The 24,939-nt window shown below is 69.7% G+C and carries 26 protein-coding genes; 13 read left to right on the top strand and 13 right to left on the bottom strand.

Annotated elements, in window-relative coordinates; translation table 11 throughout:
• Positions 1-33: 33 nt before the first annotated feature.
• The 4 genes from BLR41_RS11450 to BLR41_RS11465 all read left to right on the top strand — a co-directional run bounded on the left by BLR41_RS11450 (position 34) and on the right by BLR41_RS11465 (position 3,149).
• Complete coding sequence (locus BLR41_RS11450) at positions 34-741, top strand: SDR family NAD(P)-dependent oxidoreductase (RefSeq protein ID WP_092628053.1); 708 nt, start codon at positions 34-36, stop codon at positions 739-741.
• Positions 742-800: 59 nt separating this feature from the next.
• Entirely contained in the window at positions 801-1,142 is a 342-nt protein-coding gene (locus BLR41_RS11455; protein ID WP_092628055.1) for a rhodanese-like domain-containing protein, read from the top strand.
• A gap of 29 nt (positions 1,143-1,171) precedes the next feature.
• Positions 1,172-2,056 carry a DUF4328 domain-containing protein gene (locus tag BLR41_RS11460; protein WP_092628056.1) on the top strand — a complete coding sequence of 295 codons (885 nt, stop codon included), beginning with the start codon at positions 1,172-1,174 and terminating at the stop codon, positions 2,054-2,056.
• A gap of 130 nt (positions 2,057-2,186) precedes the next feature.
• Entirely contained in the window at positions 2,187-3,149 is a 963-nt protein-coding gene (locus tag BLR41_RS11465) for a DUF5926 family protein (RefSeq protein ID WP_092628057.1), read from the top strand.
• Between the two features lie 470 nt (positions 3,150-3,619).
• On the opposite strand, the gene BLR41_RS11470 is transcribed toward BLR41_RS11465, so the two are convergent.
• From BLR41_RS11470 to BLR41_RS11485, 4 genes are all read right to left on the bottom strand, one after another.
• Entirely contained in the window at positions 3,620-4,180 is a 561-nt protein-coding gene (locus BLR41_RS11470) for a ferritin (protein WP_092628058.1), read from the bottom strand.
• 213 nt (positions 4,181-4,393) lie between these two features.
• A complete protein-coding gene (locus BLR41_RS11475) occupies positions 4,394-5,878 on the bottom strand; it encodes an FGGY-family carbohydrate kinase (protein ID WP_245694076.1) in 1,485 nt (494 codons plus the stop codon).
• Entirely contained in the window at positions 5,875-6,564 is a 690-nt protein-coding gene (locus tag BLR41_RS11480) for an HAD family hydrolase (RefSeq protein WP_092628060.1), read from the bottom strand. The genes BLR41_RS11475 and BLR41_RS11480 overlap by 4 nt, the downstream gene beginning before the upstream one ends.
• A 252-nt stretch (positions 6,565-6,816) precedes the next feature.
• Entirely contained in the window at positions 6,817-8,190 is a 1,374-nt protein-coding gene (locus BLR41_RS11485; protein WP_092628061.1) for an MFS transporter, read from the bottom strand.
• Positions 8,191-8,522: 332 nt separating this feature from the next.
• Here BLR41_RS11485 and BLR41_RS11490 point away from each other — a divergent pair, with 332 nt between their 5' ends.
• The 5 genes from BLR41_RS11490 (at position 8,523) to BLR41_RS11510 (ending at position 14,066) form a co-directional block, all read left to right on the top strand.
• Entirely contained in the window at positions 8,523-9,245 is a 723-nt protein-coding gene (locus BLR41_RS11490) for an HAD family hydrolase (protein ID WP_092628062.1), read from the top strand.
• Positions 9,245-10,984: a dihydroxyacetone kinase family protein gene (locus BLR41_RS11495; protein WP_092628063.1), complete on the top strand. Its 1,740-nt coding sequence runs from the start codon at positions 9,245-9,247 to the stop codon at positions 10,982-10,984. Before BLR41_RS11490 ends, BLR41_RS11495 begins: the two co-directional genes overlap by 1 nt.
• Positions 10,985-10,989: 5 nt before the next feature.
• Positions 10,990-11,445, top strand: coding sequence for a ribose-5-phosphate isomerase (locus tag BLR41_RS11500; protein WP_092628322.1), 456 nt, complete (start codon positions 10,990-10,992; stop codon positions 11,443-11,445).
• 129 nt (positions 11,446-11,574) lie between these two features.
• Positions 11,575-12,612, top strand: coding sequence for a 2-hydroxyacid dehydrogenase (locus tag BLR41_RS11505; protein ID WP_092628065.1), 1,038 nt, complete (start codon positions 11,575-11,577; stop codon positions 12,610-12,612).
• Positions 12,609-14,066 carry an FGGY-family carbohydrate kinase gene (locus BLR41_RS11510; protein ID WP_092628066.1) on the top strand — a complete coding sequence of 486 codons (1,458 nt, stop codon included), beginning with the start codon at positions 12,609-12,611 and terminating at the stop codon, positions 14,064-14,066. The genes BLR41_RS11505 and BLR41_RS11510 overlap by 4 nt, the downstream gene beginning before the upstream one ends.
• 308 nt (positions 14,067-14,374) lie before the next feature.
• On the opposite strand, the gene BLR41_RS11515 is transcribed toward BLR41_RS11510, so the two are convergent.
• Positions 14,375-14,809 (bottom strand): DoxX family protein, encoded by a 435-nt coding sequence (locus BLR41_RS11515; RefSeq protein ID WP_092628067.1) that lies wholly within the window; start codon positions 14,807-14,809, stop codon positions 14,375-14,377.
• A gap of 110 nt (positions 14,810-14,919) precedes the next feature.
• Between BLR41_RS11515 and BLR41_RS11520 the strand changes: the two genes are divergently transcribed.
• The gene (locus BLR41_RS11520; protein ID WP_092628068.1) at positions 14,920-15,375 is read left to right on the top strand and encodes a MarR family winged helix-turn-helix transcriptional regulator; all 456 of its coding nucleotides are present in this window, start codon (positions 14,920-14,922) and stop codon (positions 15,373-15,375) included.
• A 197-nt stretch (positions 15,376-15,572) separates the two neighbouring features.
• Here the strand turns inward: BLR41_RS11520 and BLR41_RS11525 are convergent, their stop codons facing one another.
• From BLR41_RS11525 to BLR41_RS11550, 7 genes are all read right to left on the bottom strand, one after another.
• Entirely contained in the window at positions 15,573-15,779 is a 207-nt protein-coding gene (locus tag BLR41_RS11525; RefSeq protein WP_092628070.1) for a DUF397 domain-containing protein, read from the bottom strand.
• A 75-nt stretch (positions 15,780-15,854) separates the two neighbouring features.
• Entirely contained in the window at positions 15,855-16,466 is a 612-nt protein-coding gene (locus BLR41_RS11530) for a DUF3558 domain-containing protein (RefSeq protein WP_092628072.1), read from the bottom strand.
• Between the two features lie 17 nt (positions 16,467-16,483).
• Complete coding sequence (locus tag BLR41_RS22870; protein WP_176797951.1) at positions 16,484-16,639, bottom strand: hypothetical protein; 156 nt, start codon at positions 16,637-16,639, stop codon at positions 16,484-16,486.
• 168 nt (positions 16,640-16,807) lie between these two features.
• On the bottom strand, positions 16,808-17,419 hold the full coding sequence (locus BLR41_RS11535; RefSeq protein ID WP_092628074.1) for a DUF3558 domain-containing protein: 612 nt from the start codon (positions 17,417-17,419) through the stop codon (positions 16,808-16,810).
• Positions 17,420-17,436: 17 nt separating this feature from the next.
• Positions 17,437-17,769: a hypothetical protein gene (locus tag BLR41_RS11540; protein WP_143013059.1), complete on the bottom strand. Its 333-nt coding sequence runs from the start codon at positions 17,767-17,769 to the stop codon at positions 17,437-17,439.
• Positions 17,770-18,103: 334 nt separating this feature from the next.
• Complete coding sequence (locus tag BLR41_RS11545; protein WP_092628076.1) at positions 18,104-18,301, bottom strand: DUF397 domain-containing protein; 198 nt, start codon at positions 18,299-18,301, stop codon at positions 18,104-18,106.
• Positions 18,302-18,304: 3 nt separating this feature from the next.
• Positions 18,305-19,156 (bottom strand): helix-turn-helix domain-containing protein, encoded by an 852-nt coding sequence (locus tag BLR41_RS11550; protein ID WP_176797953.1) that lies wholly within the window; start codon positions 19,154-19,156, stop codon positions 18,305-18,307.
• Positions 19,157-19,295: 139 nt separating this feature from the next.
• Between BLR41_RS11550 and BLR41_RS11555 the strand changes: the two genes are divergently transcribed.
• From BLR41_RS11555 to BLR41_RS11565, 3 genes are all read left to right on the top strand, one after another.
• Positions 19,296-19,595 (top strand): HC3 family zinc finger protein, encoded by a 300-nt coding sequence (locus BLR41_RS11555; protein ID WP_092628324.1) that lies wholly within the window; start codon positions 19,296-19,298, stop codon positions 19,593-19,595.
• A complete protein-coding gene (locus BLR41_RS11560; RefSeq protein ID WP_092628079.1) occupies positions 19,592-20,284 on the top strand; it encodes a hypothetical protein in 693 nt (230 codons plus the stop codon). Before BLR41_RS11555 ends, BLR41_RS11560 begins: the two co-directional genes overlap by 4 nt.
• A 102-nt stretch (positions 20,285-20,386) precedes the next feature.
• The gene (locus tag BLR41_RS11565; protein ID WP_092628326.1) at positions 20,387-20,983 is read left to right on the top strand and encodes an RICIN domain-containing protein; all 597 of its coding nucleotides are present in this window, start codon (positions 20,387-20,389) and stop codon (positions 20,981-20,983) included.
• Between the two features lie 225 nt (positions 20,984-21,208).
• On the opposite strand, the gene cydD is transcribed toward BLR41_RS11565, so the two are convergent.
• Positions 21,209-24,694 carry a thiol reductant ABC exporter subunit CydD gene (gene cydD, locus BLR41_RS11570; RefSeq protein ID WP_092628327.1) on the bottom strand — a complete coding sequence of 1,162 codons (3,486 nt, stop codon included), beginning with the start codon at positions 24,692-24,694 and terminating at the stop codon, positions 21,209-21,211.
• Positions 24,695-24,939: the final 245 nt, after the last annotated feature.

The following is a 24,939-nucleotide window of genomic DNA, read 5'->3' on the forward strand; positions in this document are numbered from 1 at the left end:
CGGACTCTCCCCGAGGTGGGCAATCATGGTCCCATGACGACGACACTGATCACCGGAGCGAACAAGGGGCTGGGGTTCGAGACCGCCCGTCGGCTGGTTGATGCCGGGCACACCGTCTACCTCGGCAGCAGGGATCCGGAGCGCGGTCGAACGGCCGCCGAGCGGCTGGGCGCCAGGTCACTCGCCCTCGACGTCACCGACGACGAGTCCGTCGCGGCGGCGGCGAAGACCGTGGAGGCAGGCGGCGGGCTGGACGTGCTGGTCAACAATGCCGGCGCCGAGGGGCGCACCCCGGAGGGAAACGTGATCCCCGCCGCCGAGGTCACCGCCGGGATGATGCGCGGGCTGTTCGAGACCAACGTGTTCGGCATCGTGCGGGTGACCAACGCGTTCCTGCCGTTGCTGCGACGTTCCGCCGCCCCCGTGGTGGTCAACCTCAGCAGCGGACTGGCCTCCCTGGAGCGGATGGCCACCCCCGGCACACCGGCTCACGCGTATCCGGGCATCGCCTATCCCGCCTCGAAGACCGCCGTCAACATGATCACCGTGCAGTACGCGAAGCAGTTGCCGGCGATGCGGATCAACGCGGTCGACCCCGGTTACACCGCGACCGATCTGAACCACAACACGGGCTCCCTGACCGTCGAACAGGGCGCCGAGGTCATCGTCCGCATGGCGCGGATCGGTGCTGACGGGCCGAGCGGTGGCTACTTCGATGCCGAGGGGCCCCTGCCCTGGTGATGCCCGGCCGGTTATCCACGAGACCGGAAGGCTGGCAGTATCGGGGTGTGACTACACCGATGCACGGCCGCGTCCCCGAGGTGGCCCCCGAGGAACTGCCGACGCAGCTGCCCGAGGGTGCGCTGCTGGATGTGCGGGAGAACGATGAGTGGTCCGCCGGGCACGCCCCGGACGCGGTGCACATTCCGATGAACGAGATCCCGCAGCGGCTGGACGAGATCCCCGACGCCGAGCGGCTCTACGTGATCTGCCGCTCGGGTGGGCGCTCCTCCAAGGTCACCGCCTACCTGAACGCCAGCGGCTGGGACGCGGTGAACGTCCAGCGGGGGATGAACGGCTGGTCCGCTCTCGGTCGCCCGCTGGTGGCCGAGGAGCCGAATACGGAACCATACGTGCTGTGAGGAGCTACCCACCGGCATCCGGCCCCCCGATGGAGTGGACGGCCACCCCACCGGGCGGCCCCCGGCAGCCACGCCGCCCGCCCCGCAGGCGGCCCTACACCGGCCCGCCGTCCTACCCGGCACCGCCGCGTTGGGGTTTCCCGCCGCTAGCGTGGCGCTGGCCGCTGGCACTTCCCACGAACGGACGTGCCGATCCGGCCGAACGGGTCGCCTCGCTGTCGGTCACCACGGTCGCCACGCTCTGGATCACGGCAGTGCTGGGCAGTGCCGCGGCGGCTGCCGAGCTCTGGCGGTACGTGCTGCTGCTGCGCAGCACGAGCGGTGCGCTGGACGGGACGGTGCTGGCGGTCTCGGACGCGCTCGTGGCGACCGCGGGGATCATGACCTGGTTGTTCGGGGCGCTCGGCGGTGTCTTCGGGGTGCTGTGGGCACTGCGGGCCCGGGAATACGCGCATCAGCGCGCCGAACTGCGCCCGGCGCGACGGGCCTGGCAGGTGGTGGCCGGATTCCTCGTGCCCGGGCTCAACCTGTTCGTGCCCGGATCGGTGCTGGCCGAACTGGAGCACGCCACGCTGCGCGGCATCGGCGAGGCGGACGGGCGGGTGCGTCCCGCTCCGTCGCGGATGGTGAAGCTGTGGTGGGGCGGTTGGTGCCTGAGTCTGCTGCTGGGCTGGACCACCCTGCTCTGGGGGCTGCGGGACAGCGCGCAGGCGCTGGCCGACGGGGTGCTGCTGCACGCCGGATCCGACCTGGCGCTGACCGGAGTGGTGGTGCTGTCGATACTGGTGATCAAGCGGTTCAACCGGCTGTTGCTGCCGCCGGACCCGACGACCTCCCGGCCCATGCGGGTGGGGCGGGTGACCGGCGCCCCGGAACCCCCACGCGCTCCCCGACCCCCGCACGCGGTGCGCTGAGCGGTGCCGAACCGTCCTCCGTGGGACCGCGCGCCGGTGGATGTGTCGGTGCCGTCGCGCGGGAAGCCGGATGTGACACAGTGCGTACCCGAGCACAGCAAGTCCAGACAAGCACTACCGGGAGACAGACTTGAGCGAACGCACCGAAGCACAACAACGTCCCGATGCCGAGATACCGGTGGTCGGTCGCAGGCAGCCGTGTCCGTGCGGCTCCGGCAAGCGCTACAAGGCGTGCCACGGCGCCTCCGGCGGCCAGAGCAAGATCAAGGTGACCAGGCCGTTCGAGGGGATCGCGGCCGAGTGCGAACTGGTCGCGCTGCGCGAGTTCGTGCCCTCGGCGACGGCGGTGCTGCCCCGCACCTCCGGCGAGCGCGAGATCGAACTGGCCACTGTGCTGCCGATGGCCGCGGCGGCCCTGGTGCGCACCGACGGCAAGGCGTTCGTCGGGCTGCAGGTGCAGACCAAGTCCGGTGACATCAGCAGGGATCTGGCCCGTGCCGTGGAGTGGGCGGAGACCGCCGAGCCCGGCAACTCGCTGTCCGCGATCGGCCCGGAGGACGCGCCGGAGGGCACGGTGCCCAACCGGCTGCAGGACCTGATGGACACCGAGGCGCAGCTGGACGTGCGGATACACGAGGACTTCTCGTGGTGGATGCCGGAAGGCGTGGAGGCTTCGGGCGAGGTCGCCATGTCGCTGGAGCGGGCCAACGCCGCGATCATGCCCACCCGCAAGTTGGAGACCGAGGGCGTGCACGCCGCCTACTGGGTGGACGCGACCGACCGTGCCCATCTGCGCTGGGTGCGTCCCGAACCCGAGGAGAAGCTGATCTCGGCGATGGCCCGGTTGTCGGCACGCGGTGAGCTGGCGCTGGACGAGGACAGTCGTTACGCGGGCTCGTTCCGGGCGCACGGCCTGTTGGTGCCGGTGTGGGACCTGGACCGCGAGAAGCACCACCGGGAGTGGGAGGAACCCGCGGCCGCACTGGGGCAGCGGCTGGACGAGGCGCTGGCCTCGCTGGACGAGCAGGGCTTGGACGCGGCCGAGCGTCGTGCCCGGGACGGGCTGCGCGGGCGGCAGATCACCATTCGTTAGTGCCGCCGGGGTGGCCCGGTCTGCTCGGGTGGTCGCTTGGCGGAACCTCGCGCACGGCTCTCGCTGCGGGGAGGCCCGACATCGGGTAGCGACCTACACAACGTCGGGCCTTCCTCGCGAGAGCCGCACGCGAGAACCCGCGGCGGTGCGAGCTGCGTGAGTGGTGTAAGCGGCTGGCGCCGCTTGGCGTAGCTCGGTTTTTCGGTCCGGTCGGGACTTCGGTTGCGGGACCGTGCGTGTCGCAGCGCGGGTGTCTCGAGCGCGTGAGGCGGATGCATTGCGAGGCCGGGCCGCCTCGCCGCGTAGGTCGCTACTCAAGAGCGGCCCAACGCGGCGAGGCGCCGCCTCACGTGCCGGCTACCCGACCACCGTGCCAGAGCGACCGGTACGGCAAAGCAGCGAGAGCCCGCGAGAGGTTCCGCCACACGACCAGCTACGACGAGCGAGCCGACACAGTGCTTCGCGGGGTCTCAGACGGCGCCGCCTGCGGCCTCGGGCGCGGAGGAGTCCGCACCCTCCTCGCCCACCTGCTCCCGGGTGAGGAAGTTCTCCACCTCGAAGAGGTTGCCGTTCGCGCGGTCGACCACGGTCAGCAGGGTGGACATCTGCGAGACCTCCTCGACCTGTTCCTTGAGGAACCACTGCATGAACTGCTCGCCGATGTAGTCGTCCTCGGCACGCGCGGTCCTGGCCAGCAGCTCGATCTCGCGGGTGACCTCGCGCTCCTGTTCCAGCGCCAGAGCGACGAGTTCGCGTGCCTCGTTGAACTCGTTGCGTACCTCGTCGACCGCCGGAATGTGCACGGAAATGTCGTTGTCCATCAGGAACTGCACGATCATCATGCCGTGATTGCGCTCTTCCAGCGCCTGCTTGTAGAAGTGCGCGGCGAGGCGGGGAAGATCGGATTTGTCGAACCACACGGCGAGTGCGATGTACTGTTGCGAGGCATTGAACTCGCTGCGCACCTGCTTCTGCAGCAGCTCGTGGAACTTGGATTCGTGTTCTTCCGGTTTGGCCGCCTTCAAAGTCATACCACGAATGTACGCCTTTTGGTTCGCGGCGTTTTTATCAGGGTTTCCTCAAAAAAGTTCGCCTGTCCTCAAAAAAGTTTGGCTTTCCTCAAAAAGGTGAGCCTCAGCGAATTGAGGTTAACCTCAGCGAAGTGACCCGTGTCGCAGAAAGCGATGCCGTCCCGAGTCTGGCACGGATGATCCACCGCCCGGTACGGCCCCGGGCGGCAGCCGTCACGAGAGCCATCCCCTGCCGGCCAGCTCGGCGTGGAACGCCTCGTAGCTCTCGGCGAGCCGCGCCACCTCCCCGGGAACCGGTTCCACCGACTCCGCTTCCGGTGTCATGGCCGCGGCGGCCGTCCCCAGATCCGGGTGGAGCGTCCCGCAGGCCGCGAGCAGCGCCGCCCCCAGCGGCGTACCGGCCCGGGGCACTCGCAGTACCGGTTCGCCGAGCACCGAGGCGCGGATCCGGCACCAGGTGAGGCTGCGAGCTCCACCTCCGGCCGTGCGGATCGGTCCGGTCACGGGGGCGCCGAGTGAGTCGAGCCGGCGCAGCGCCAGTTTCTCGCAGAACGCCACGCCTTCCAGCCGCGCGCGGTGCAGCTCCACCTCGTCGCCGGGCTCGCCCGAGAGAAAACCACGTGCTCGTTCGTCGGAGAACGGGAAACGCTCCCCCTGCCTGCGCAGCGGGTAGCACAGCACTCCTGCCGGGCCACGTGCCGCTGCCGCGCGGTCCAGCTCGGCCAGCTCGTCGGTCACGTCGGCCAGGGCCTCACCGCCGGTGTTCGACGCCCCACCCGGCAACCAGCCGCCTTCGGGGTGCCGGTGGCTGTAGATCACGCCGGTCGGGTCGTGCACCAGTTCCGCCGAGACCGCCTTGAGTACCAGGGTGGTTCCGAGGACGGTGACCACCCGCCCTGTGTCGACCGCCCCCGCGGCGAGCTGCCCGGCACAACCGTCCGTCATCCCCGACCGCACCTCGCAGCCCGCCGGCAGCCCGGTCTCGGCGGCGGCCCGACCGGAGACCACGCCCAGCGGCCGTGCGGGCGCCACCACGTCGGGCAGCCGCGCCGGCTCGACGCCGACCGAGTCCAGCGCCTCGTGCACCCACTGGCGGCGCAGCGGGTCGTAGCCGCTCTTCAGCGCGTGGCTGCTGTCGGTGGCCACCGGATGCCCCACCAGCCGTTCGGCTATCAGGTCCGGGGTGTGCAGCAGCCGGGATCCGGGGTCCTCGGTGCGTTCCGCCAGCAGCGCCAGGTGTGCGAGCCCCGAGGTGGGGGACGGGGTGATTCCGATGTCGTCCCACCGTCCCGCTCCGGCACGCCTGGCCAGCGCGGCGTGCTCGGCGCCGCGACGGTCGTCGTACATGATCGCCGGTGCCACCGGTTCCGTCGCGCTGTTCACGGCCGTGACGGTGCCCGAGGTGGCGCAGACGGCCAGCGCCGTGATCGCGCGGCTCCGGTCACCGAGTTCGGCGGTGCAGCGGGCCAGCGTGTCGCGCACGGCGGGCCACCAGCTCCGCGCGTCCTGTTCGGCGGAACCGTCGGCACCGTGCACCGGCCGTGGCAGGGCGGTGGCAGCTGTCGCCGCGAGTTCGCCACCGCCGTCGCGTATCTCGACGCGCACCTCGGCCGTGGCGATGTCCACCCCCGCGACCAGCGGTTCGGTGCCTCCGGTGTGGCGTACTGCCGTTTCGGTGCCCAAGGTCGTGTCCTTCACATCCGTTCCAGTGCCGCCGGGAGCTCGTCGAGTGAGCCGATCACGGCGTCCGGTTCGGCCAGCTGTTCCGGCGTGGGGTGGGGAGGGGCCTCGCCGCGCGTGATCCAGACGCTGCGCAGCCCGACCCGTTTCGCGCCGCGCACGTCGGTGTCCAGCCGGTTGCCGACGTGCACGGTCCCGGCGGCGGAGACACCGGCGCGGTCCATGGCGTACCGGAAGATCGCCGGGTCCGGCTTCTCCGCGCCCACTGTCTCCGAGATGGCCCAGACGTCGATGTGCTCGGCGATCCCGTCGCGGCGCAGTGCCTCCACCACCAGTTCTCGTTGGTTGGCCACTATGGCCAGTCGGTAGGTGCCGGCGAGGGTGCGCACGGTGGGCAGCACTTCCGGGTAGAGGGCGCTCGGGGGGTATTCCCAGTAGCTCTCGGCCAGCTCGGACAGTCGCTTCCGGTGGTTCGGGGTGAGGAAGTGCTCCGCGATCGCGGTGCGCAGCGACCCCGCCTGGCGTTGTCGCTGTTCGTCGTAGACCCGCTGGAACGTCTCGCGTTCGATCTCGGATCCGGCGAGTTCGCGGGTGGCCCGCAGCAGCGCGTCGCGGTAGACCGCGTCGTCGTAGATCGGCCCACCCACGTCGAGCAGCACCAGTTCGGTGGGGGCGGGCCGATGGGCGTTGTCTTCGCTGGTCATTGGCTCTCGTCGCGTGTTCGGGACCGTGTTGGTCGGGACGGTGGGTCGCTCACCAGGATCGCGCATCGGCCCTCCATCCCGGTGTGCTGAGCCGAGCGGCGCGTGTGACGGAGTACGCCACACGCGCCGCCTCGGGGTGAACGGGGCGTTCCGGAGGTGCTTGCCCGTGACCGTTCGGAACGCCCCCGACGCCACGCGGCGTCGGCTTCGAGCCGGGCCCTTCGCCGCGCGGCGAAGGGCCCGGACGGTGGGTCAGGCCGTCGTCGCGGCCCCGGCCGGGGTGGTGGTCGAGGCGGCCCGCGCCTTCTTGGCCTCGCCCGGGTCGCTGCCGTCCTTGACGAAGGTGGACAGCACCGCGACGATCACGTACATCAGCGCGAACGCGATGGCCACGCCGCCACCGCCGAAGACCGGGTGGATGGCGTAGACCGTCACCGGCCCGAGGAAGGCCGCACCGCCGGCGCCGAAGTTGAGCACCGCCAGCGCCGAGCCCTTGTCCTTGGTGGTGACCATGGACGGCATCAGGGCCGAGAGCGGGACGAATCCGGCCAGCAGCACACCGTAGACGGCGCCCAGCGTGGCGGCGACGCCGAAGCTCTCGCTGGCGATCGAGGCGAAGTACCACAGCGGGGTGGCGATCGCGCAGCCCACGCAGCCGAACCAGGTGACGGTGCGGCGCCAGCCGAAGTAGTCACCCAGCACGCCGAACGCCAGGTTGGCCGCGATGTTGGCGCCGTAGACGATGCTGGTCATGGCCGCGATCTCGGGTGCGGTGAGGAAGCCGCCGCCGGGAGTCTCCGGTCCGAAGACGAAGGGGAACATCGCGAAGAAGCCGAACTCCGGCGCGGTGTTGACGATACGGGTGATGCCGCCCGCCAGGGTCCGCTTGTCGCGCCACACGATGTCGACGCCCTCGATCAGTCGTTTCGGGCTGCGCGGGTTCTCCACCGTCTCGTCGGCGATGGGCTTGGTGCCGTGCGGTTCGCGGACCGAGCAGCCGATCACACCGCCGACGGCGACCAGTACCAGCGAGAGCACCAGCGTGTTGTGCAGGCTCATGCCCAGCGGGCCGATCGCGAAGGCGGCCACCGCCGCACCCAGGGTGGGCAGCCCACCGGTGAACACGAACCAGAACCAGCCCGCGACCGAACCGCGCATGTGCACCGGGCTGGCCACCTGCGCCCACACCAGGAAGGCGTAGGCGAACAGCGGGTAGGCGAAGCCGCGGATGCCGTAGATGGTCACGATCAGCAGGTAGCTCTGCGAGGGGATGGCCACGTACAGGAAGAGCAGTTCGAAGACGACCCACCAGGCCGCGCCGAGCCACATCACGTAGCGGGGTCCCCAGATCGAGGACAGCGTGCCGGAGAACCAGGAGGCGATCATCACGGCGAGGCCGTAGATGGTCACCGTGGCGAAGGTGGCCTGCGAGCCCGCCAGCCCGCCGCCCTCGGGCTGCGTCAGGTACTGGGTCAGGTAGGTGATCTCCACGCCGTCGCCGATCATGAAGATCAGCACACCGACGAAGCCCCAGAGCAGCGGCTTGGGGATGCCGATTCTGTCGAGCCAGCTACGGCTCTCCGATGCGGCGGTCGAACCGTCCGCCGCTGCTGGTTGCTGTACCAATGTTTTCGCCTCCGAAGCGACTGGTGTTGCCGGACCCCGCGGCCTCGGTCGAGGGGTCTTCGTTGACGCGGCGGATGGGCGATCTAGCTGTGATGCGCGGCACCGCCGGTGTTAACCGTGTATCATGCACCTCGTTACTTTCACGCGCAAGATGTTATTTCCGAGTTTCCGGTTGTGCTCGCAACGTGTACGACTGTGGATCGTTCCAGGGGGGATCGGCCGGACTCGCTGCGTTGTTCGAACCACTCGCCGCCCGAGGGCGCGTCAACTCGGGGCTGGACAATTAAAGTAGCTAGCGTTAATTTAACTTCAAGTTTGTGAAAGGACAGCGCATGACGGTCAGTCAGGTAACCGAGCCCCGGTCGACGGGACCGCTGCGGGCGGTCGTGTTCGACATGGACGGCGTACTGGTGGAGAGCGAACACCTCTGGGAACGGATGTGGAGCCGCTACGCCGCCCGGCACGGGCACGAGTGGAGCGCCGAGGACACCTCGACGGTCCAGGGCATGAGCTCGCCCGAATGGTCGGCCTATCTGGGCAGGGTCTGCGGGACCCCGGAACCCGCCTCGGAGACCGAACGCGCGGTCGTCGACGACATGATCGCCGCGCTGGAGGACGGCGAGATCGAGCTGCTCGACGGCGCCCGCGAGATGGTCACCGAGGTCAGCGCGATGGTTCCGATCGCGCTCGCCTCCTCGGCCGCCAGGCCGCTGATCGACGCCGTGCTGCAGCGGCACGGTCTGGCCGAGCACTTCACGGCCACCGTCTCCAGTGCCGAGGTGGCCAGGGGCAAGCCCAGCCCCGACGTCTACACCGAGGCCGCCCGGCGCCTCGGATTCACCGGCGCGGAGTGCGCGGGAGTCGAGGACTCCAGCAACGGGATCCGCGCCGCCCACGCGGCGGGGATGAGCGTGGTCGCCATCCCCAACACCGGGTATCCCCCCAAGCCGGACGCCATCGCCTCGGCCACCGTCGTCGCCGATTCGCTGGACCACGTGCGGAAAACCCTGCTGTCCATGCTGTCCGACCCCGTTACCGAGAGCGAGGGTGCCTGATGACCGGACTGACGGACTCCGCCACGTTCAAGGACTCCTGGCTGGACGGTTTCGTCGCCGCCTACGGCCGCACCGTGGCGCGCGTGCCCGGTGCCTACGGCGTGGTGGGCAGGCACGCTCCCCGCCAGGGCAAGGTCTCGGTGATCATCGGCGGCGGCTGCGGGCACTACCCGGCCTTCGCCGGGCTCGTCGGCCCCGGCTTCGCCGACGCCGCCGTCATCGGCGACGTGTTCACCAGCCCCAGCGCCGAGCAGGTCTACCGGACCGCGCTGGCCGCCGACGCCGGAGCGGGTGTGCTGTTCAGCTACGGCAACTACTCCGGCGACGTGATGCACTTCGGGCTAGCCGCGCGGCGACTGGCCGCCGAGGGCATCGACAGCCGCACCGTGCTGGTCACCGACGACATCGCCAGCGGCTCCGCCGACACCCCCGAGGTCCGGCGCGGCGTGGCGGGCGACTTCTTCGTGTTCAAGGTCGCCGGTGCCGCGGCCGAACGAGGCGAGAGCCTGGACAGCGTGGCCGCGTTGGCGCGCAAGGCCAACGACCGCACCCGCACCTACGGCGCGGCCTTCGGCGGCTGCACCCTGCCCGGCAAGTCGGAGCCGCTGTTCACCGTCGACTCCGGCCGGATGGAACTGGGACTGGGGATTCACGGCGAGTCCGGCGCGCGCGGCGTGGACGCCATGAGCGCCGAGGACCTGGCCGCCGAACTGGTCGACAACCTGCTGACCGAGCTGCCCGCCGGCACCGAGCGGGTGGCCGTGCTGCTCAACGGCCTCGGCCGCACCAAGTACGAGGAGATGTTCGCCTGCTACCCGGCCATCGAGCGCAGGCTGCGGGCCGCCGGGCTGCGCCCGCACCGCCCCGAGGTCGGGGAGTTCGTCACCTCGCTGGACATGGCCGGACTGTCGCTGTCGCTGCTCGCGCTGGACGACGAGCTCGCCGAGCTCTACGAGGCCGACTGCGACACCCCCGGTTACCGGCCGCTGCGGCCGCTGACCGGCCACGAGCCCACTCCGGAGGAACGCGGCGCGGCACCCACCGAGGAGTCCACCAGCCGGGGCGGGCTCGTGCACGAGCTGCTCGAGCGCGCGCTGGGCGACGTGGCCGACGCCGAGGACGAGCTGGGGCGGCTCGACGCGGTGGCGGGCGACGGTGACCACGGTCAGGGCATCGTGCGCGGCCTGCGCGCCGCCGTTCGGGCCGCCGACCACGCGGGCAGCGACGCGGCCGATCCCCGTTCGATCGGTGACGCGCTGCTGGCGGCCGGGACCGCGCTGGCCGACGCCGCGGGCGGCGCCTCCGGAGCGCTCTACGGAACCCTGCTCAGCCAGACCGGCGCCGGGCTGCGCGAACACGCGACGGTGGACACCGCTGTGCTGGCCGAAGCGGTACGGGAGGCGTCCCGAGCGGTCGCCGAACTCGGTGGCTCCGCCAGGGGCGACAAGACGCTGCTCGACGCGCTGGAACCGTTCGCCGAAGAACTCGCCGAGTGCTCCCGGGCAGGCACCGAGCTGCCCAACGCGCTGACCGCCGCCGCCGAGGTGGCCACCAAGGCGGCGCAGGACACCGCGCGGCTGACCTCCGCACGTGGCCGTGCCTCGCGGTTGGGCGGGCACGACCAGGGCACCGCCGATCCCGGTGCCACCTCACTGGCCCTGCTGCTCGGCGCGGTGGCCGCCGGAGTCTCCGACGGCGCGTGCGAGCGGAATCGTCGAAAGGGGAACCCGGAATCATGAGCCCGATCACCGTGGCCGTGGCGGCCGACAACGCCGGTGTGGCACTCAAGAAACTGATCGCCGAACAGCTGGAGGGTGACGTCAGGGTCGCCGAGGTGCTGGACTACGGCGTGCACGACGACTCCGACGACCGCGCCTACCCCCGGCTGGGGCTGGCGGCGGCGGAAGCCGTGGCGCGCGGCGACGCCGACCGCGCGGTGCTGATCTGCGGCACCGGCATCGGCATGTGCATCTCGGCGAACAAGGTCGACGGGGTGCGCGCTACCGTCGCGCACGACTCCTACTCGGCGGAGCGCTCCATCAAGTCGAACGACTGCCAGGTACTGACCATGGGGTCCAGGGTCATCGGACCCGAACTGGCCAAACGACTGGTCGACGAGTGGCTGGGCTATTCCTTCGACCCGTCCTCGGCGAGCGCGGCCAAGGTCGCATACATAACCGACTACGAACACCAGAGCTGATAGCCGCGGCCCGCGGCGGTCGCCGCGGCCGGAGCGGTCGGGGCGCCGTGCCCGCGAAGGCCGGTAACCCCGGGAACCGCCGCGGTGAGCCATCGGACAGCGGTGAGACCGCTGAAGGAGGAATGAACAGTGCGCGTGCTGGCAGCGGGCGACAACTTCGTCGGCCCCGACCTGCTCGAGAACGCCGTGCGTTCCAGGGTGAACGACGTCGAGGTCGGCAAGCTCAAACTGCCCTGGCCGGTCGAGCCGTTCGGCCCCGTCGGCGGGGTCGAGGAGGCCAGCGGGACCGAACAGCAGGTGATCGAGGCCGTCGAGGGCGCCGAGGTGTGCGTGACCCAGATGGCGCCGTTCACCGAGCGCGTGTTCGCCGCCGCCCCCTCGCTGAAACTGGTCGCGGTCTCGCGCGGTGGTCCGGTCAACGTGGATCTCGCGGCGGCGACCAGGGCAGGGGTGACGGTCACCTACGCCCCCGGGCGCAACGCCGCCGCTGCCGCCGAGTACGCGGTGGGCATGATCCTGGCCGCGATGCGCCGCATCCCCGACTCCGACGCCGAGCTCAAACGGGGCAACTGGCGGGGCGACTTCTACGCCTACCCCGAGGCGGGCATCGAGCTGGAGGGCAGCACGGTCGGCCTGGTCGGCTACGGCGCGATCGGCAGCAGGGTGGCCAGGGTGCTGCGCGCCTTCGGCGCGGAAGTGCTGGTGGCCGACCCCTACACCGACCAGGACGCGCTGCGCGCCGACGGGGTGGAACCCCTCGCGCTGGACGAGATGCTGCCCCGCTGCTCGGTGGTCAGCCTGCACGCCAGGCTCACCCCGGAGACCAAGCACCTGCTCGACGCCGACCGCCTGGCGCTGCTGCCCGAGGGCGCGGTGCTGGTCAACACCGCCCGCGGTGGCCTGCTCGACTACCAGCCGCTGCCGGGGCTGCTGCGCAGCGGCAAGCTGGGTGCGCTGGCGCTGGACGTCTACGACGAGGAGCCCCCGCCGCCGGAGTGGCCGCTGCACGGCGCGCCCAACCTCATCACCACCCCGCACCTCGCGGGCGCGACCCGGCAGACCGCGCACCGCGCCGCCGAGATCGTGGCCGCCGAGGTGGATCGGTTCGCGCGGGGCGAGCGGGCCGCGCACCTGGCCAATCCCGACGTCCGGGGGAGCGAGACATGATCACCGCGGTCGACATCGGAACTTCGCTGACCAAGGCGGCGGCCTTCGACGACTCGGGCCGCGTGCTCGCCGAGGCGAGCAGGCAGTCGCACCTGGAGCACTACCCCGACGGCAGGGTGGAGCAGGACCTCGACGACGTGGTGTCCACCGTGGCCGCCGTGGTGCGCGACGTGGGTGAGCAGACCGGGCAGCAGCCGCGCGCCGTGGCGCTGACCGGGCAGGGCGACGGGTTGTGGTTGCGGGACTCCGCCGGGAGGCCGGTCCGGCAGCCCATCTCGTGGATGGACGGTCGCGCCGCTTCCGTGGTCAAGCGGTGGCAGCGCGACGGGGTCAGCAGGCAGGTCTACGAGCGCACCGGCAACGGGCTGTTCCCCGGTGCGCAGGGACCCCTGCTGGCCCACCTTCGCGACAACGAGCCGGAGTCGCTGCGCGACGCCGCGGTCGCCGGGTACTGCGTCGACTCGGTGTTGCACGTGCTGACCGGCGAGATCAGCGTGGACGCCTCGGACGCCTCCGTGCCGTTCCTGGACGCCGACACCAGGGAGTACGACGAGCTGGCGCTGGAGGCGTGCGGGCTGTCCGAGTTCCGGCACCTGCTGCCCAAACCGGCCCGGCCGAGGCAGCTGTTCGAACTCGACGCCAACGGCGCGGAACTGCTGGGGCTGCCCCGGGGGTTGCCGGTCACGGCGGGCCCGTTCGACCTGCCGGCCTGCGCCGTGGGCGGCGGGCTGCACGAGTTCGGCGACGGGCTGCTGATCGTGGGAACCACGCTGGCCTGCCAGGTGCTCACCGAGACGGGCAACCGCCGTTGGCAGGAAGAGCCCTCCGGGATGTGGTTGTGCACGCCAGAGGAGAACCAGCTGCTGCACGGCATGCCCGCGATGGTGGGCACCGCCAGCCTCGACTGGGTGCTGGACCTGCTCGGCATGGAGATCGGTGATCTCGGCGGAGCGCTGGAGGCCAGCCCGCCGGGAGCCAACGACGTCTCCGCGCTGCCGTTCCTGGCGCCGGGCGGGGAGCGCTCGCCGTTCGTGGATCCGCGCGCCAGCGGGCAGATCAGCGGGGTGCGGTTGGGCACCAGCCGCAGCGACGTGGTGCGGGCGGTCTGCGAGAGCGTGGCCTACGCGGCGCGGCACTGCTTCGAGGCGGCCGGGTTGAACGGCAAGCTGGTGGCCTGCGGCGGCGGCACGCGCTCGCATCCCTGGGCGCAGGTGTTCGCCGACGTGCTGGGGCAGCCGCTGCACCTCACGGACGATCCCGGCATGGGGGCCAGGGGAGCGGCGGTGACGGCCGCCCGCGCGCTGGGTGACGAGGTGGACTCCGGCGAGTGGACGTTGCCGCTGCGCGAGGTCCGCCCCAACCCGGACGTGCGGGAGCGCTACGAGGACGGCTACCGCCGCTACCGCGAGACGCTGGACAGCATGCGCGAGCTCTGGCGCGACTGGATGGGCTGAGACTCACGGGCCGAGATCGCTCTCCACGGGGTCGCTTCCCACGCGGTCGCTCCCCGTGGGGCGCGGCGATTTCGCGAGAAATTTACGTCGTCGTGGGGTGGTTGGCGCCTCCTTTCGCCGCCCCGCGAGGGTGGGACCGTGACCGGACACTGTCGGATCCCTCGTCCGAGGAGGTCACGGTTCCACCCGGCATTTCGCGTTTCCCGGCGGCTCCCGTTTCGGGCACTCCGCTCGCGACGCGCCCGCCGGCAGCCCGTGCCGGTGCGACACGGTGCCGAGTACCGCGTCGTGGCCCGAGCGGACGTTGTTCAGGCGTTCGTCGTACTCGGAGTGGCTCCCGACTCGCGCGGTTTGCGCAGCAGCCGGTCGACCGAGTAGTCGCCACCGCTGAAGCCGAGGGCGAGTGCGGCGGCGGCCAGCACGAGCACGTACTCGTAACCGGAGAAGCCCTGGCTGAGGTGGACGAAGAACAACGCCCCGAGCATGTTCAGCGCCAGCAGCACCCCGGCGAGGGGCAGCGCGATGCCCAGGATCAGCGCGATTCCGCCCAGCGTCTCCACCAGCGCGGCGAACCAGGCTGATACTCCGGGGGCGGGGATCCCCATGCCCGCGAACGTGTCCGCGGTGCCGCTGACCCCCCACTGGGTGAGTTTCTGCAGGCCGTGCACGATGAACACGGCTCCGAGCACGACTCGCCCGAGAAGCAGGGCGAGATCGCGGACTGCGGTTGGTAACTGCGGCACGGTCTTCCTCCCGTGGTTCGGCGTCGGGTGGCCCCGAGCGGGTAGTTCAAATTGAAACCACCACGAAATTACCGGGTTGTTCAAATTCGAACAACCGCTATGGTGGGTGCATGACGCGACCGAGGTGGCTGGATTCCGAGGAAAAGGCCGCGTGGAACGCCTTTCTGGAGGCGAGTCACCGGGTGGAGCGGCGTGTGGAACATCACCTGCGCGAGCAGGAGGGGCTGTCGCACCCGCAGTACGAGATCCTGGTGCGGCTGGCCGACGAGCCGGAGTGGCAGCTGCGGATGACCGAGCTGGCCGAGTCGCTGCTGACCTCCAAGAGTGGTGCTTCGTACCAGATCGGCAAGCTCGAGAAGGCCGGGCTGGTGTATCGCAGCTCGTGCCCCGGCGACGATCGCGGGGTGTTCGCGGTGTTGACCGAGGAGGGCATGGCCAAGCTGCGTCGCGTGGCCCCCGGCCACGTGGAGCTGGTCCGCTCCTCGCTGATCGACCTGCTCAGCCGCGAACAGCTCGCGGCGCTGACCGACGGCCTCGACACCGTCGCGCGCGGGCTGGAGGACTGAGCGGCGCGTCCCCGAGCACGTGCTTCCCGGCTTCGAGTGCTCGGGCCGACACGAGTCGAGCGGCTGAGCGCGGTGCTCCGAGAGCTACGTCGTCTCCGAGAATCTTTCGGCGTGTCTCGTGCGCTGTCTTGCACCGGGGCTTCGCACATTTCGCGAGAAATCGACGCCCCGGCCACGGCGTAAACGGCGTCTGTTGGTCAGCTCTGGTCGTAGTCGCCGGTTTTGAGGCGGTTCAAGAATCCTGCCCAGGCTGCGGGGGTGACGGTGAGAGTGCCGCCCGCGCGGTCCTTGGTGTCGCGGATGGTGATGGTGGGGTCGGCGAAGCCGACTTCGACGCAGTGGGCGTTGTTGGCGCTGCGGCTGGGCTTGCGCCATGTGTGCGGTGCGGGATGTTCACGGGTCATCGTCACGGCTGAGTTCCACCTTCCTGGCTGATCGGACACCGAACAGGACGCTTCGGAGTAGCTCATCACGCGGGGTCACTTCGCCGCTGGCCACGACGGCAGCGACAGCTCCAGGGCCTGCTTTGCCAAGTCGCACGGGTTTACTTTTCCGATGTTCTCAGTGGAAATAAAAGTGGAGGACAGGACTATCTGGTTTTCGTTCGCGGCCATGTACATTGCGCAGCCTGAACTCTTCGCGGGATCTTTATCATTTGTCACGACGGCGGGGTGTCCGGAAACCTCTAGTTTTTCGAAGTATCCGTAGCTCGATTTGTTGTCGTAGTACTGTTGAATGGTGCGTCCGGGAAAGGCGACCAAGGAAACTCGCTCCGAAACGATCTCTCCAGCTCTCCATCGGCATAGATCTGGGAGGCTGGGTTTGAGGTCGTTCGGGATCCTTTCGCCTTTGGTCTCCACTCCCAGCGTGGTGGCGGCTTCGTCCGGTAGCAGCTCGCACGGTTCGAGGGCAGCGGGGTTTTTCGGGTTGGTTATTCCGGTTCCTGACTGTGAGTCGGATGAGGTTACGCTGCTGGTGGTTGTGTCTTCTGGGTTTCCGGTCTGTCCCGTTGAGTCACTGGAGCAGGCGGCCAGTGCCATGGTCAGTGCGAGTCCGCCCGCGATGACAGAGCCGCGTCGTGCCTTGTGCATGAGGTTTTCCACGGTGTTCAGCTCTGCCTTTCGGTGTCGCGTTGTGCGAGCGAGGCGTTGTCCTCGGCGATGTCGTATTCGCGCAGCAGGGCTTCGTAAGCGGCTATCTTCTCGTTCAGTTTGTCGCGAATGTCCTCAGCGGCAGCGTGAAGCGATCCTTCGGGGGCGTTCATACGCTTCTGGAACGCCTCGCTCGTGGGAGCTTAGGGTGAAGGTGGTTGTGGAACTCCTGTGATGGAGGTGGTCGTGCCGTGGATCCTCCTCACGAAGGAGTTCCAGCTACCGGGTTGTGTCTGTGACCTCGGGAGGACGCTTCGGAGTAGCTCATTACCCCTGTGGGGTCACTTCGCCGCCGGCCACGACGGTAGCGACAACTCCAGGGCTCGTTGCGCCAAGTCGCATGGGTTTGTTTTTCCGATATCGTTAGCAGGGATAGATGTGGAGGACAGGACTATCTGGTTTTCGTTCGCGGCCATGTACATCGCGCAGCTGGAGCTCTTCGCTGGATCCTCCGTGTTCCCCACAACCGCGGGGTGTTCGGAAACCTCTAGTTTTTCGAAGTATCCATAGCTCGATTTGTTGTCGTAGTATTGCTGGATGGTACGCCCGGGGAAAGCGACCAAGGAAACTCGCGTCGAACCGGTCTCTCCGCCTCTCCAGCGACATAGGTCTGGGAGGCTGGGTTTGAGGTCGTTCGGGATCCTTTCGCCTTTGGTCTCCACTCCCAGTGTGGTGGCGGCTTCGTCGGGCAGCAGCTCGCACGGTTCGAGTGCGGCGGGGTTTTTCGGGTTGGCGATTCCGGTTCCGGATTGCGAGGTGGACGAAGCCACGCTGCTGGTGGCTGTGTCTTCTGGAGTTCCGGTCTGGCCCGTTGAGTCACTGGAGCAGGCGGCCAGTGCCATGGTCAGTGCGAGGCCACCCGCGATGACAGCGCCGCGTCGTGCCTTGTACATGAGGTCTTCCACGGTGTTCAGCTTTGCCTTTCGGTGTCGCGTTGTGCGACCGAGGCGTTGTCCTCGGCGATGCCGTATTCGCGTAGCAGGGCTTCGTAAGCGGCTATCTTCTCATCCAATTTGTCGCGAATATCCTCAGCGGCAGCACGAAGAGATCCATCGACTCCGCTCATGCGCTTCTGGAACGCCTCGCGTGCCTTTCCGGTGGTGTCGTCGTACGCGGTCAACTCACCGGGTTCGATCGACTCCGACTGTGTCATAAGATCTGCGGCCTCTTCCCGCGCTTTTCGCAGGTCCGCGATGGATGCTTTGAGTTTGTCGTGGTCGACGCTGAAACCATTTTGGCTCACGTCTGCTCCTTCCTGGGCCGTTGGCCGCTGGGTCGTGATCCGAAACCGGGTCACATCCTGCCGGATCTGGGTGTGTCGCGTCAGCGGGATGGACCTATGGCCACTATGACGATCAGCACTCCGAGGTGCTTCGGGAACGCACTGCGATCACTCGGATGGCCCAGCGCTGTCGGCAGTGCTCGCGCGTGTGGAGAGCGGCCAACCAGGTGAGGTCGCTCTGCCGAACGGTTCGCGAGTCTGATCGGGATGCCGCCCCTACCGCGTAGTGCCGGGGCTTTGTGAATTTCGCGAGAAATCGACGCCCCGGCCACGGCGTAGCGGCGTGCGCGCGAGGTCAGCCCTGGTCGTACCCGCCGGTTTTGAGACGGTCCATGAACTCGGCCCAGGCTGCGGGGGTGACGGTGAGGGTGCCGCTTGCGCGGTCCTTGGTGTCGCGGATGCCGACGGCCCGGCTGGATAATGCGACTTCGACGCAACCTTGGTCATCGTTGGAGTAGGAGGACTTCTGCCAGGCGTGGGCGGTGAAGCGCATCGTCTAGAGCTCCTTCAGCTTTTCGGTGAGCAGCTTCTTCGACTCTTCCGGGGTGTTGGCCAGCGCGCGTAGGTGATTCATGACCTGGGTGTATTGATCGATCTCGGGTTTGTCCTCGAACCACACCGCGCGTACTCGGGTCTCAACGTAGACCACGCCGGGATCTTCGGGAATCGGGAAGTGCAGGATCTCGAATGTGCCGGTCAGGCCAGGGTGCGGTCCTACGCTGGCGGGACAGATCTGGATCTGGACGTTGTCGAGTTCGGCGAGCTCGACGAGGTGTTCGAGCTGTCCCCGCATGGTCGCCGTATCGCCGATGCGACGATCGAGCGCGCACTCGTCGATGACCATCCATGCGTGCAGCGGATCGGTAGACCGGGTGAGCGCTTGTTGTCGTCTGCCGCGCAACTCGACCTTGTACTCCAGGTCGCTGTCCGACTGCTGGCCACCCCGAACGACCTCGCGCGCGTAGTCGGAGGTCTGCATCAGTCCCGGAACCAGCAGTGCGTGGAATCCCTCGGTCTTGCTGGCTCCGTCTTCCAGTCCGATGAACGTCTGTAGTCCTACGAGGGTTTTCGTGTCGGATAGCCGATCCCACCAGGTTCGCTGTTCGGCGGTCTCCAACAGTTCGGTGTAGCGCGGGATCTCGTCTTCGGCGTCGTAGTGGCGTAGCAGCTTCTCGATGAACTCCAGCCTCGGCAGGTTACGGCTGTTCTCGAGGTTGGCGATCTTGCCCTGTGAACAGCGCATGTACTTCGCGGCTTCGGCCTGGGAGTACCCGGCACGCTTGCGCAAGTTGGTCAGGCCGTACGCCACCAGACGGCGCACCACTGCAGGGCTGGCGTTCACGTGCATCGGTGGCCTTCCTGTAGGTCGATTCGCCCCCAGTTTCGCAGCTCGTTTCGCATCATCCGATCGAGGCATAGTAGTTGCTATTAACACGAGCTACTTCTAAAAAGTAGTTACACCGATTGATAAGTAAGGAGTGTTCGTGATGCTTGAGGTTCCGTTGTTGGGGTGGGGTTGGTCGGGTCCGGTGGTGTGGTGGAACCCGGTGGGCGGGTTTCGGCACGCGTTCTCCCGTGAGGTCCGGCCGCGTCCGGAGCAACAGCGCGACACGTTGTGCGGGCAGCAGGTCGTGCTGATCGATCCGTCCGAGGTGGACTGGCTGGTGCCGACCTGCGACATCTGCATGAGCGCGGCCGTCGAACACGGCCGCGAACAGGAACAACGCGAGCAGGAGACCAGTCGCAAGCTCCGCGAACGCTTCGGCCGGGACGGAGGCGCGCTGTGACGGCGGCCAGCACGCTGGGCCCGGCCGTGCTGCACCAACCATTCGGGTTGCTGTGGCTGTTGGGAACGGTGCTGGCGCTGGCGGTGGGCAGCGCGCTGGCCCCGCTGCGCGGCGGGCACGGCGAGCACGCCGACGCCGGTCCGGGCACGCTGACGGTCGCCGGTCTGCTCGCACGGCAACCGAACAGCGACCCGGCAAAGCACCACGACGGTTCCACCACCGGGCACAGCACACCGGGAGCGAGCTGTGGCCCTATCCCGCCGGGCTCGCTGCTGCGGCGAGCCACGATCGTGCTACACGGCCCCGACCGCTCACCCGACTCCGGCTGGTGGGACGCCCTCGGCCACCGGCCCGACCCCAACCCCACCCCGGCCGAACGACGCGCCCTGCTCAACCACCCCGAGTACCAACCCCCGAACGCGAGCAGACAACGACCCCACCACCCCACCAGCCTCGCCGAAGAAGACCTCGCCAGGCTGCTCAGCCTGCCCGAAGTGCCCGAGCAGCTCCCCGAATCCGGCTACATCGGCAGACACCGGCTCAATGCGAGCCGTTCCCGCTCCACGTCGGTTAATCCGGAATGGACGGAACTCGGAAACAATGGAGAAGTCGGAAGCAGTGGAGAAGATCGCTGGGTGAGGCACATCGGCGAACCGTCGCCGTACCGGGAACGGGCCATGGCGGCCTGAGCAGCCGGATAGCCCTCGCGGTGAAGCACCTTGGGCGGTTCACCCGAACGATATGTTGATCTTCGTACTCCGGTGCTCGACAGTTTTCCCGGGAATCACGAAATGATCACGAGAAAGGATCGGTTCTCGGTGAAGCCGAAGAAGCGGATCGCACTGGTACTCGCGACGGCGCTCTCCCTGGTGGGCATCATGGGAGCGGGAGCGGGTGCCGCCGAACAGCACGAACAGCGGCCTGGGGCGCGCGAGGCGCAGACCTCGATCGTGCTGGGAGAGCCGTACCATCTCTACAACCGCAGCGCCCACCTGTTCATGATCGCCAAGGGGTGGAACACCTCGCAGAACGGCATCCTGGACCTGTGGTACCAGCACCGCACCGACGCGAACCGGCTCCAGGAGCAGTGGAAGTTCCTGCCCACCGGCTTCAGCGGGGTGCTCCGCATCAAGAACGTCGGCTCGGGGCTCTGCCTGCAGCCCGACAACCAGGACGCGCTGCGCCACGTGCGGCAGCAGGAGTGCGACCGCGGTGACCGCGAGCAGTGGTGGAACGTGGACAAGGACGAGGGGCTGCGCATCTCGCCCTACAACAACGCCCACCGGGTGATGAACCCCTACCAGGTGGCCTATCCCTCGCGGGACATCGTGCTGAACAAGGACGTGGACAGCCTGTCCCAGCGGTGGAGCGCCGTTCCCATCGACTGATTCGCGTACGACGAATCGAACGGTCGGCTCGTTCCTCCCGGTTGCTCGGAAAGGAACGGGCCGACCGTTTCCGCTCCGGCTCCCAGCGGTGTTCCGCCACTTCGGCCGGAGCGCCGAGTCGAGCACCCGCCGGTGATCCCCATCGGAGGATCCAGCCGGAGGATCCAGCCGGAGAGCACCTCCTCGGGAACCCACTCCGGTTCGGCCCGGTTCCCGACACGCGCGCTACGCGGGATCCGCCGAGCGGTGCACCAACTCCGCGTGGCCGCGGCGGACGCGAACCACCAGATCCGCCCGGTGCACCTCGCGCTCGTGGTGCGTCACCCGCACCACGGTGCGGCCGCGCGACTCGCGTTCCAAAGTGTCCAGCAGTTCCAGCGCGGTCGGCTCGTCCAGGTGGGCGGTCGGCTCGTCCAGCAGCAGCACCTCCGCGTCGGGAACCAGCAGCGCCCTGGCCAGCGCCAGCCGCCGCGCCTCACCGCCGGAGAGCTCGGTCCCGCCGGTGCCGACCACGGTGTCCAGCGAGTCCTCCCAGCCACTCAGCCCGGCCGAGCGCAGCGTCGCCGCCAACCGGCGGTCGTCGGCGGTGGGATCGGCCAGCCGAAGGTTCTCGCGGATCGTGGTGGAGACCAGCTGCGGATCCTGCGGACACCACGCGACCCTGCCACCCACCGCGCACGTCCCGCTCGCCACCGGCAGCAGCCCGGCCAGCACCGCCAGCGTGGTGGACTTCCCACCGCCCGAGTCGCCCACCACGGCCACCTGCGATCCCGGTGGGATCCGCAGCGTCAGCCCGGCCAACGCGGGCTCATCGGCACCGGGCCAGCTCGCTCGGACGCCTTCGAGCAGCACCTCGCCCGGAGCGACCGGCTGTCCCCGGGCCGGCTCGGTTTCCGACCCCCCGGACACCCCGACCGGGCGCTTCCCCCCGTCGATACCGCCGTCCCGTTCGGACAGCGCTCCACCGGACGGCGCTCCACCGGACAGCGCCCCTTCCGCCTGGTCCGGCTCGGACAGGAACGGGCTCAACCGCTGCTGCGCCCGTCGCAGCGGCAGCCACTGCTGCGCGGCCGTGGGGAGCTCGGCGACCGCCTCGGTGGCCGCCATCGGCACCAACGCGAGCAGCGGCGCCAGCACCGGGGCGAGGTCGCCTGCCGCTACCGCGCGTGCCGCCAGCGCGGTGCAGCCGACCACGGCCGCCCCCATCACGAGCGTGACCACGGCCCCGGCAGCACCCTCCCCCGAGGCCGCCCTGCGGGCCTTGCGCGCCAGCTCGGCATCGGCGCGTGCCAGTTCCGCACGCCGCCCCTCGGCGGCTCCGAACGAGAGCAGCTCGGCGGCGGAATCGAGCAGCCCGAGCACCCGGATGGCCACCTCCCGGCGTCCCGAAGCCACCGCCGCGGCCGCACGACGCTGCACCGCCAGCGCCACCAGCGGACCCAGCACGCCCGCCAGCAGCAGTGCCACCGCGAGCAGCAGCCCCGCCTCGGGCAGCACCAGGGCCTGCACGACAACGGCCCCGCCGCCCACCCCGACGGCGGTCAGCGGCGGCCCCAGCACGCGCGGCACCAGGTCCCGCACGTTGTCGGTGTCGTCCACCAGCCTGGCCGCGCCGTCGCCACGCACCAACGCCGCCGTACGCGCGGGGCCCCAGCGGACCAGCCCGCCCCACAACCGTTCCCGCAGGCTGCCCGCCAGCCGGAACGCGGCGTCGTGGGTGGCCAGCCGCTCCAGATAGCGCAGCACGGCGCGGGACAGCGCGAAGGTCCGGACCCCCACGGCGGCGACGCTGAGCGTCAGCACCGGTGGCTGCTGCGCGGCCCGCGCGATCAGCCAGGCCGAGGTGGCGGTCAACGCTATGCCGGACAGCAGCGAGAGCACACCGAGCGCCGCGCCGCCGACTCCCCGCGCCGTGACCAGCTCCCGGATGCGGGCGGGTCCGGAGGCGGCGGGGGAGGACGCGGTGCCGTGCTCGTGCTCGTCGGGCGGCGACTCGCGCGGCTCGGCAGGTCCGGGGCGGTGGCTGGCCAGCAGCACGACGGCGCCCGACTCCGCCGCGTCCTCGATCGCTGCGGAGACGTGCGCGGCGGTGGCGGCGTCCAGGTGGGCCGTCGGCTCGTCGGCCAGCAGCACCCGAGCTCGGCCACGCAACCGCAGCAGGGCACGCGCCACCGCCACGCGCTGCCGCTCACCGGTGGACAGCGAATCGACCGGACGGCCGGCCAGGTGCTCGGCCGCCGCCGCGCGCAGCACCTCGTCGATGCGCTCGGCAGTGCCCTCGGGCTGGTCGCTGCCGGCGAGCAGCAGCTCGTCGGTGACGGTCCCACCGGAGAACGCGGGACGCTGCGGGATCCAGGCGATCGTGGCGCGCCAGCTCGCGGAGTCCGGCCGGTCGATCTCGGTCGCGCCGTAGCGCAGCGTCCCGGACTCGGGGGCGGTGAACCCGAGCAGCACCCCGAACGTGGTGGACTTGCCGCTGCCGCTGGGGCCGATCCCGCCGAGACCCTCCATGCGGGTCACCCGCCCCGGCGGAGCCGTGAAATCCAGCCCGTCGGGAGCGTGGCCCTGCCTGCGGGCCACCCGGAGACCGCTCACCCGCAGTGGGGCGGCGCTCGGAACCCCGGCGGCGCTCGGAACCCCGGCGGCGTTCGGAATCCCGGAAGGCGCGGGTGAGGAGGTGCCCTGCCCGGCATCCGGAGGCTCGAACCGGACCTCCTCGACGCGGCGAACCGCCTCCAGGCCGTCCTCGCTGGCGTGGTGCGCCGCCCCCGCGTTGCGCAGCGGGAGGTAGCACTCCGGAGCCAGCACGAGCACCAGCAGCCCGGTAGCCAGGTCGAGATCCCCGGACACCAGCCGCATCCCGATGCTCACGGCCACCAGCGCCACCGACAGCGAGGAGCACAACTCCAGCACCAGCGCGGACAGGAACGCGATCCGCAGGGTGGAGACGCTGTCGCGCCGGTACCGCTCGCTGAGGCGGCGCACCGCCTCGCGCTGCGCGCCCGCCCGGCCGAAGGCGGTGAGCACCGGCAGGGCGCGGACCAGTTCGGACAGCTGCCCCGACATGCGCCGCAGCGACTCGGCGGCCCGGTTGGTGCGGCTCTCGGTGTAGCGGCCGACCAGCCAGGCGAACAGCGGGATCAGCGGGACCGTGACCAGGATGATGGCCGCCGAGGTCCAGTCCGCGAGCAGAATCCGGAAACCGACGATCGCGGGCACCACGGCGGCGGTCACCAGTGCGGGGAGGTAACGCGTGAAGTAGGCGTCGAGCGCGTCCAGCCCCTTGGTGGCGAGCGTGGTGAGCTCCGCCGCTCCGTAGCGGCCGATCCACTCGGGACCGCGCCGCAGCGCGGAGTCCAGCAGCAGCGCGCGCAGCTCCTCCTTCGCTCCTGCCGCCGCGCGGGCGGAGACGCTCGCGGTGGCCCAACCGAGTACGCCCCGGGCCAGTACCGCGCCGCACAACACCGCCAGCCGGTCGCCGATGGCGGCGGTGTCGAAACCCCGCATGACCACCCGCGCCAGTGCGTCGGCCAGCGCCCACGCCTGCGTGATCAGCGCGAACGCGCTCAGCACGGCCAGCGCGCCGCTGAGGTAGAGGGCGCGCCGGGTGGACGGCGACAGCCGGGGCAGCGCCCCCAACGGCCCCCCGGCGAGGACGGCGCTGCCGTCGGCACCCGGGTTGCTGCCCGGCTCCGTCGAACGACCCGTCACGCTTCCCACCTCCTTGGCGCGATCTCTCCCGATCTCATTGCTGCTTTCGCACCGTCGTCACCCCAACCGAGTCGCAGTGCTCGTGGGCGTCGATTTCTCGCGAAATCGCCGCGCCGGTGGTGCGGTGTGGCTCCGTGGCCGTCGATTTCTCGCGAAATCGCCGCGTCGCTTCGACGCAGGTCGAGCTCCGAGCGCCCTCGCAGGTCGAACTCCGACCACCCCGGCAGTCGGCACCGCCGCGGGTT

The sequence above is a fragment of the Actinopolyspora mzabensis genome (assembly GCF_900101095.1).
Lineage (GTDB): Bacteria > Actinomycetota > Actinomycetes > Mycobacteriales > Pseudonocardiaceae > Actinopolyspora > Actinopolyspora mzabensis.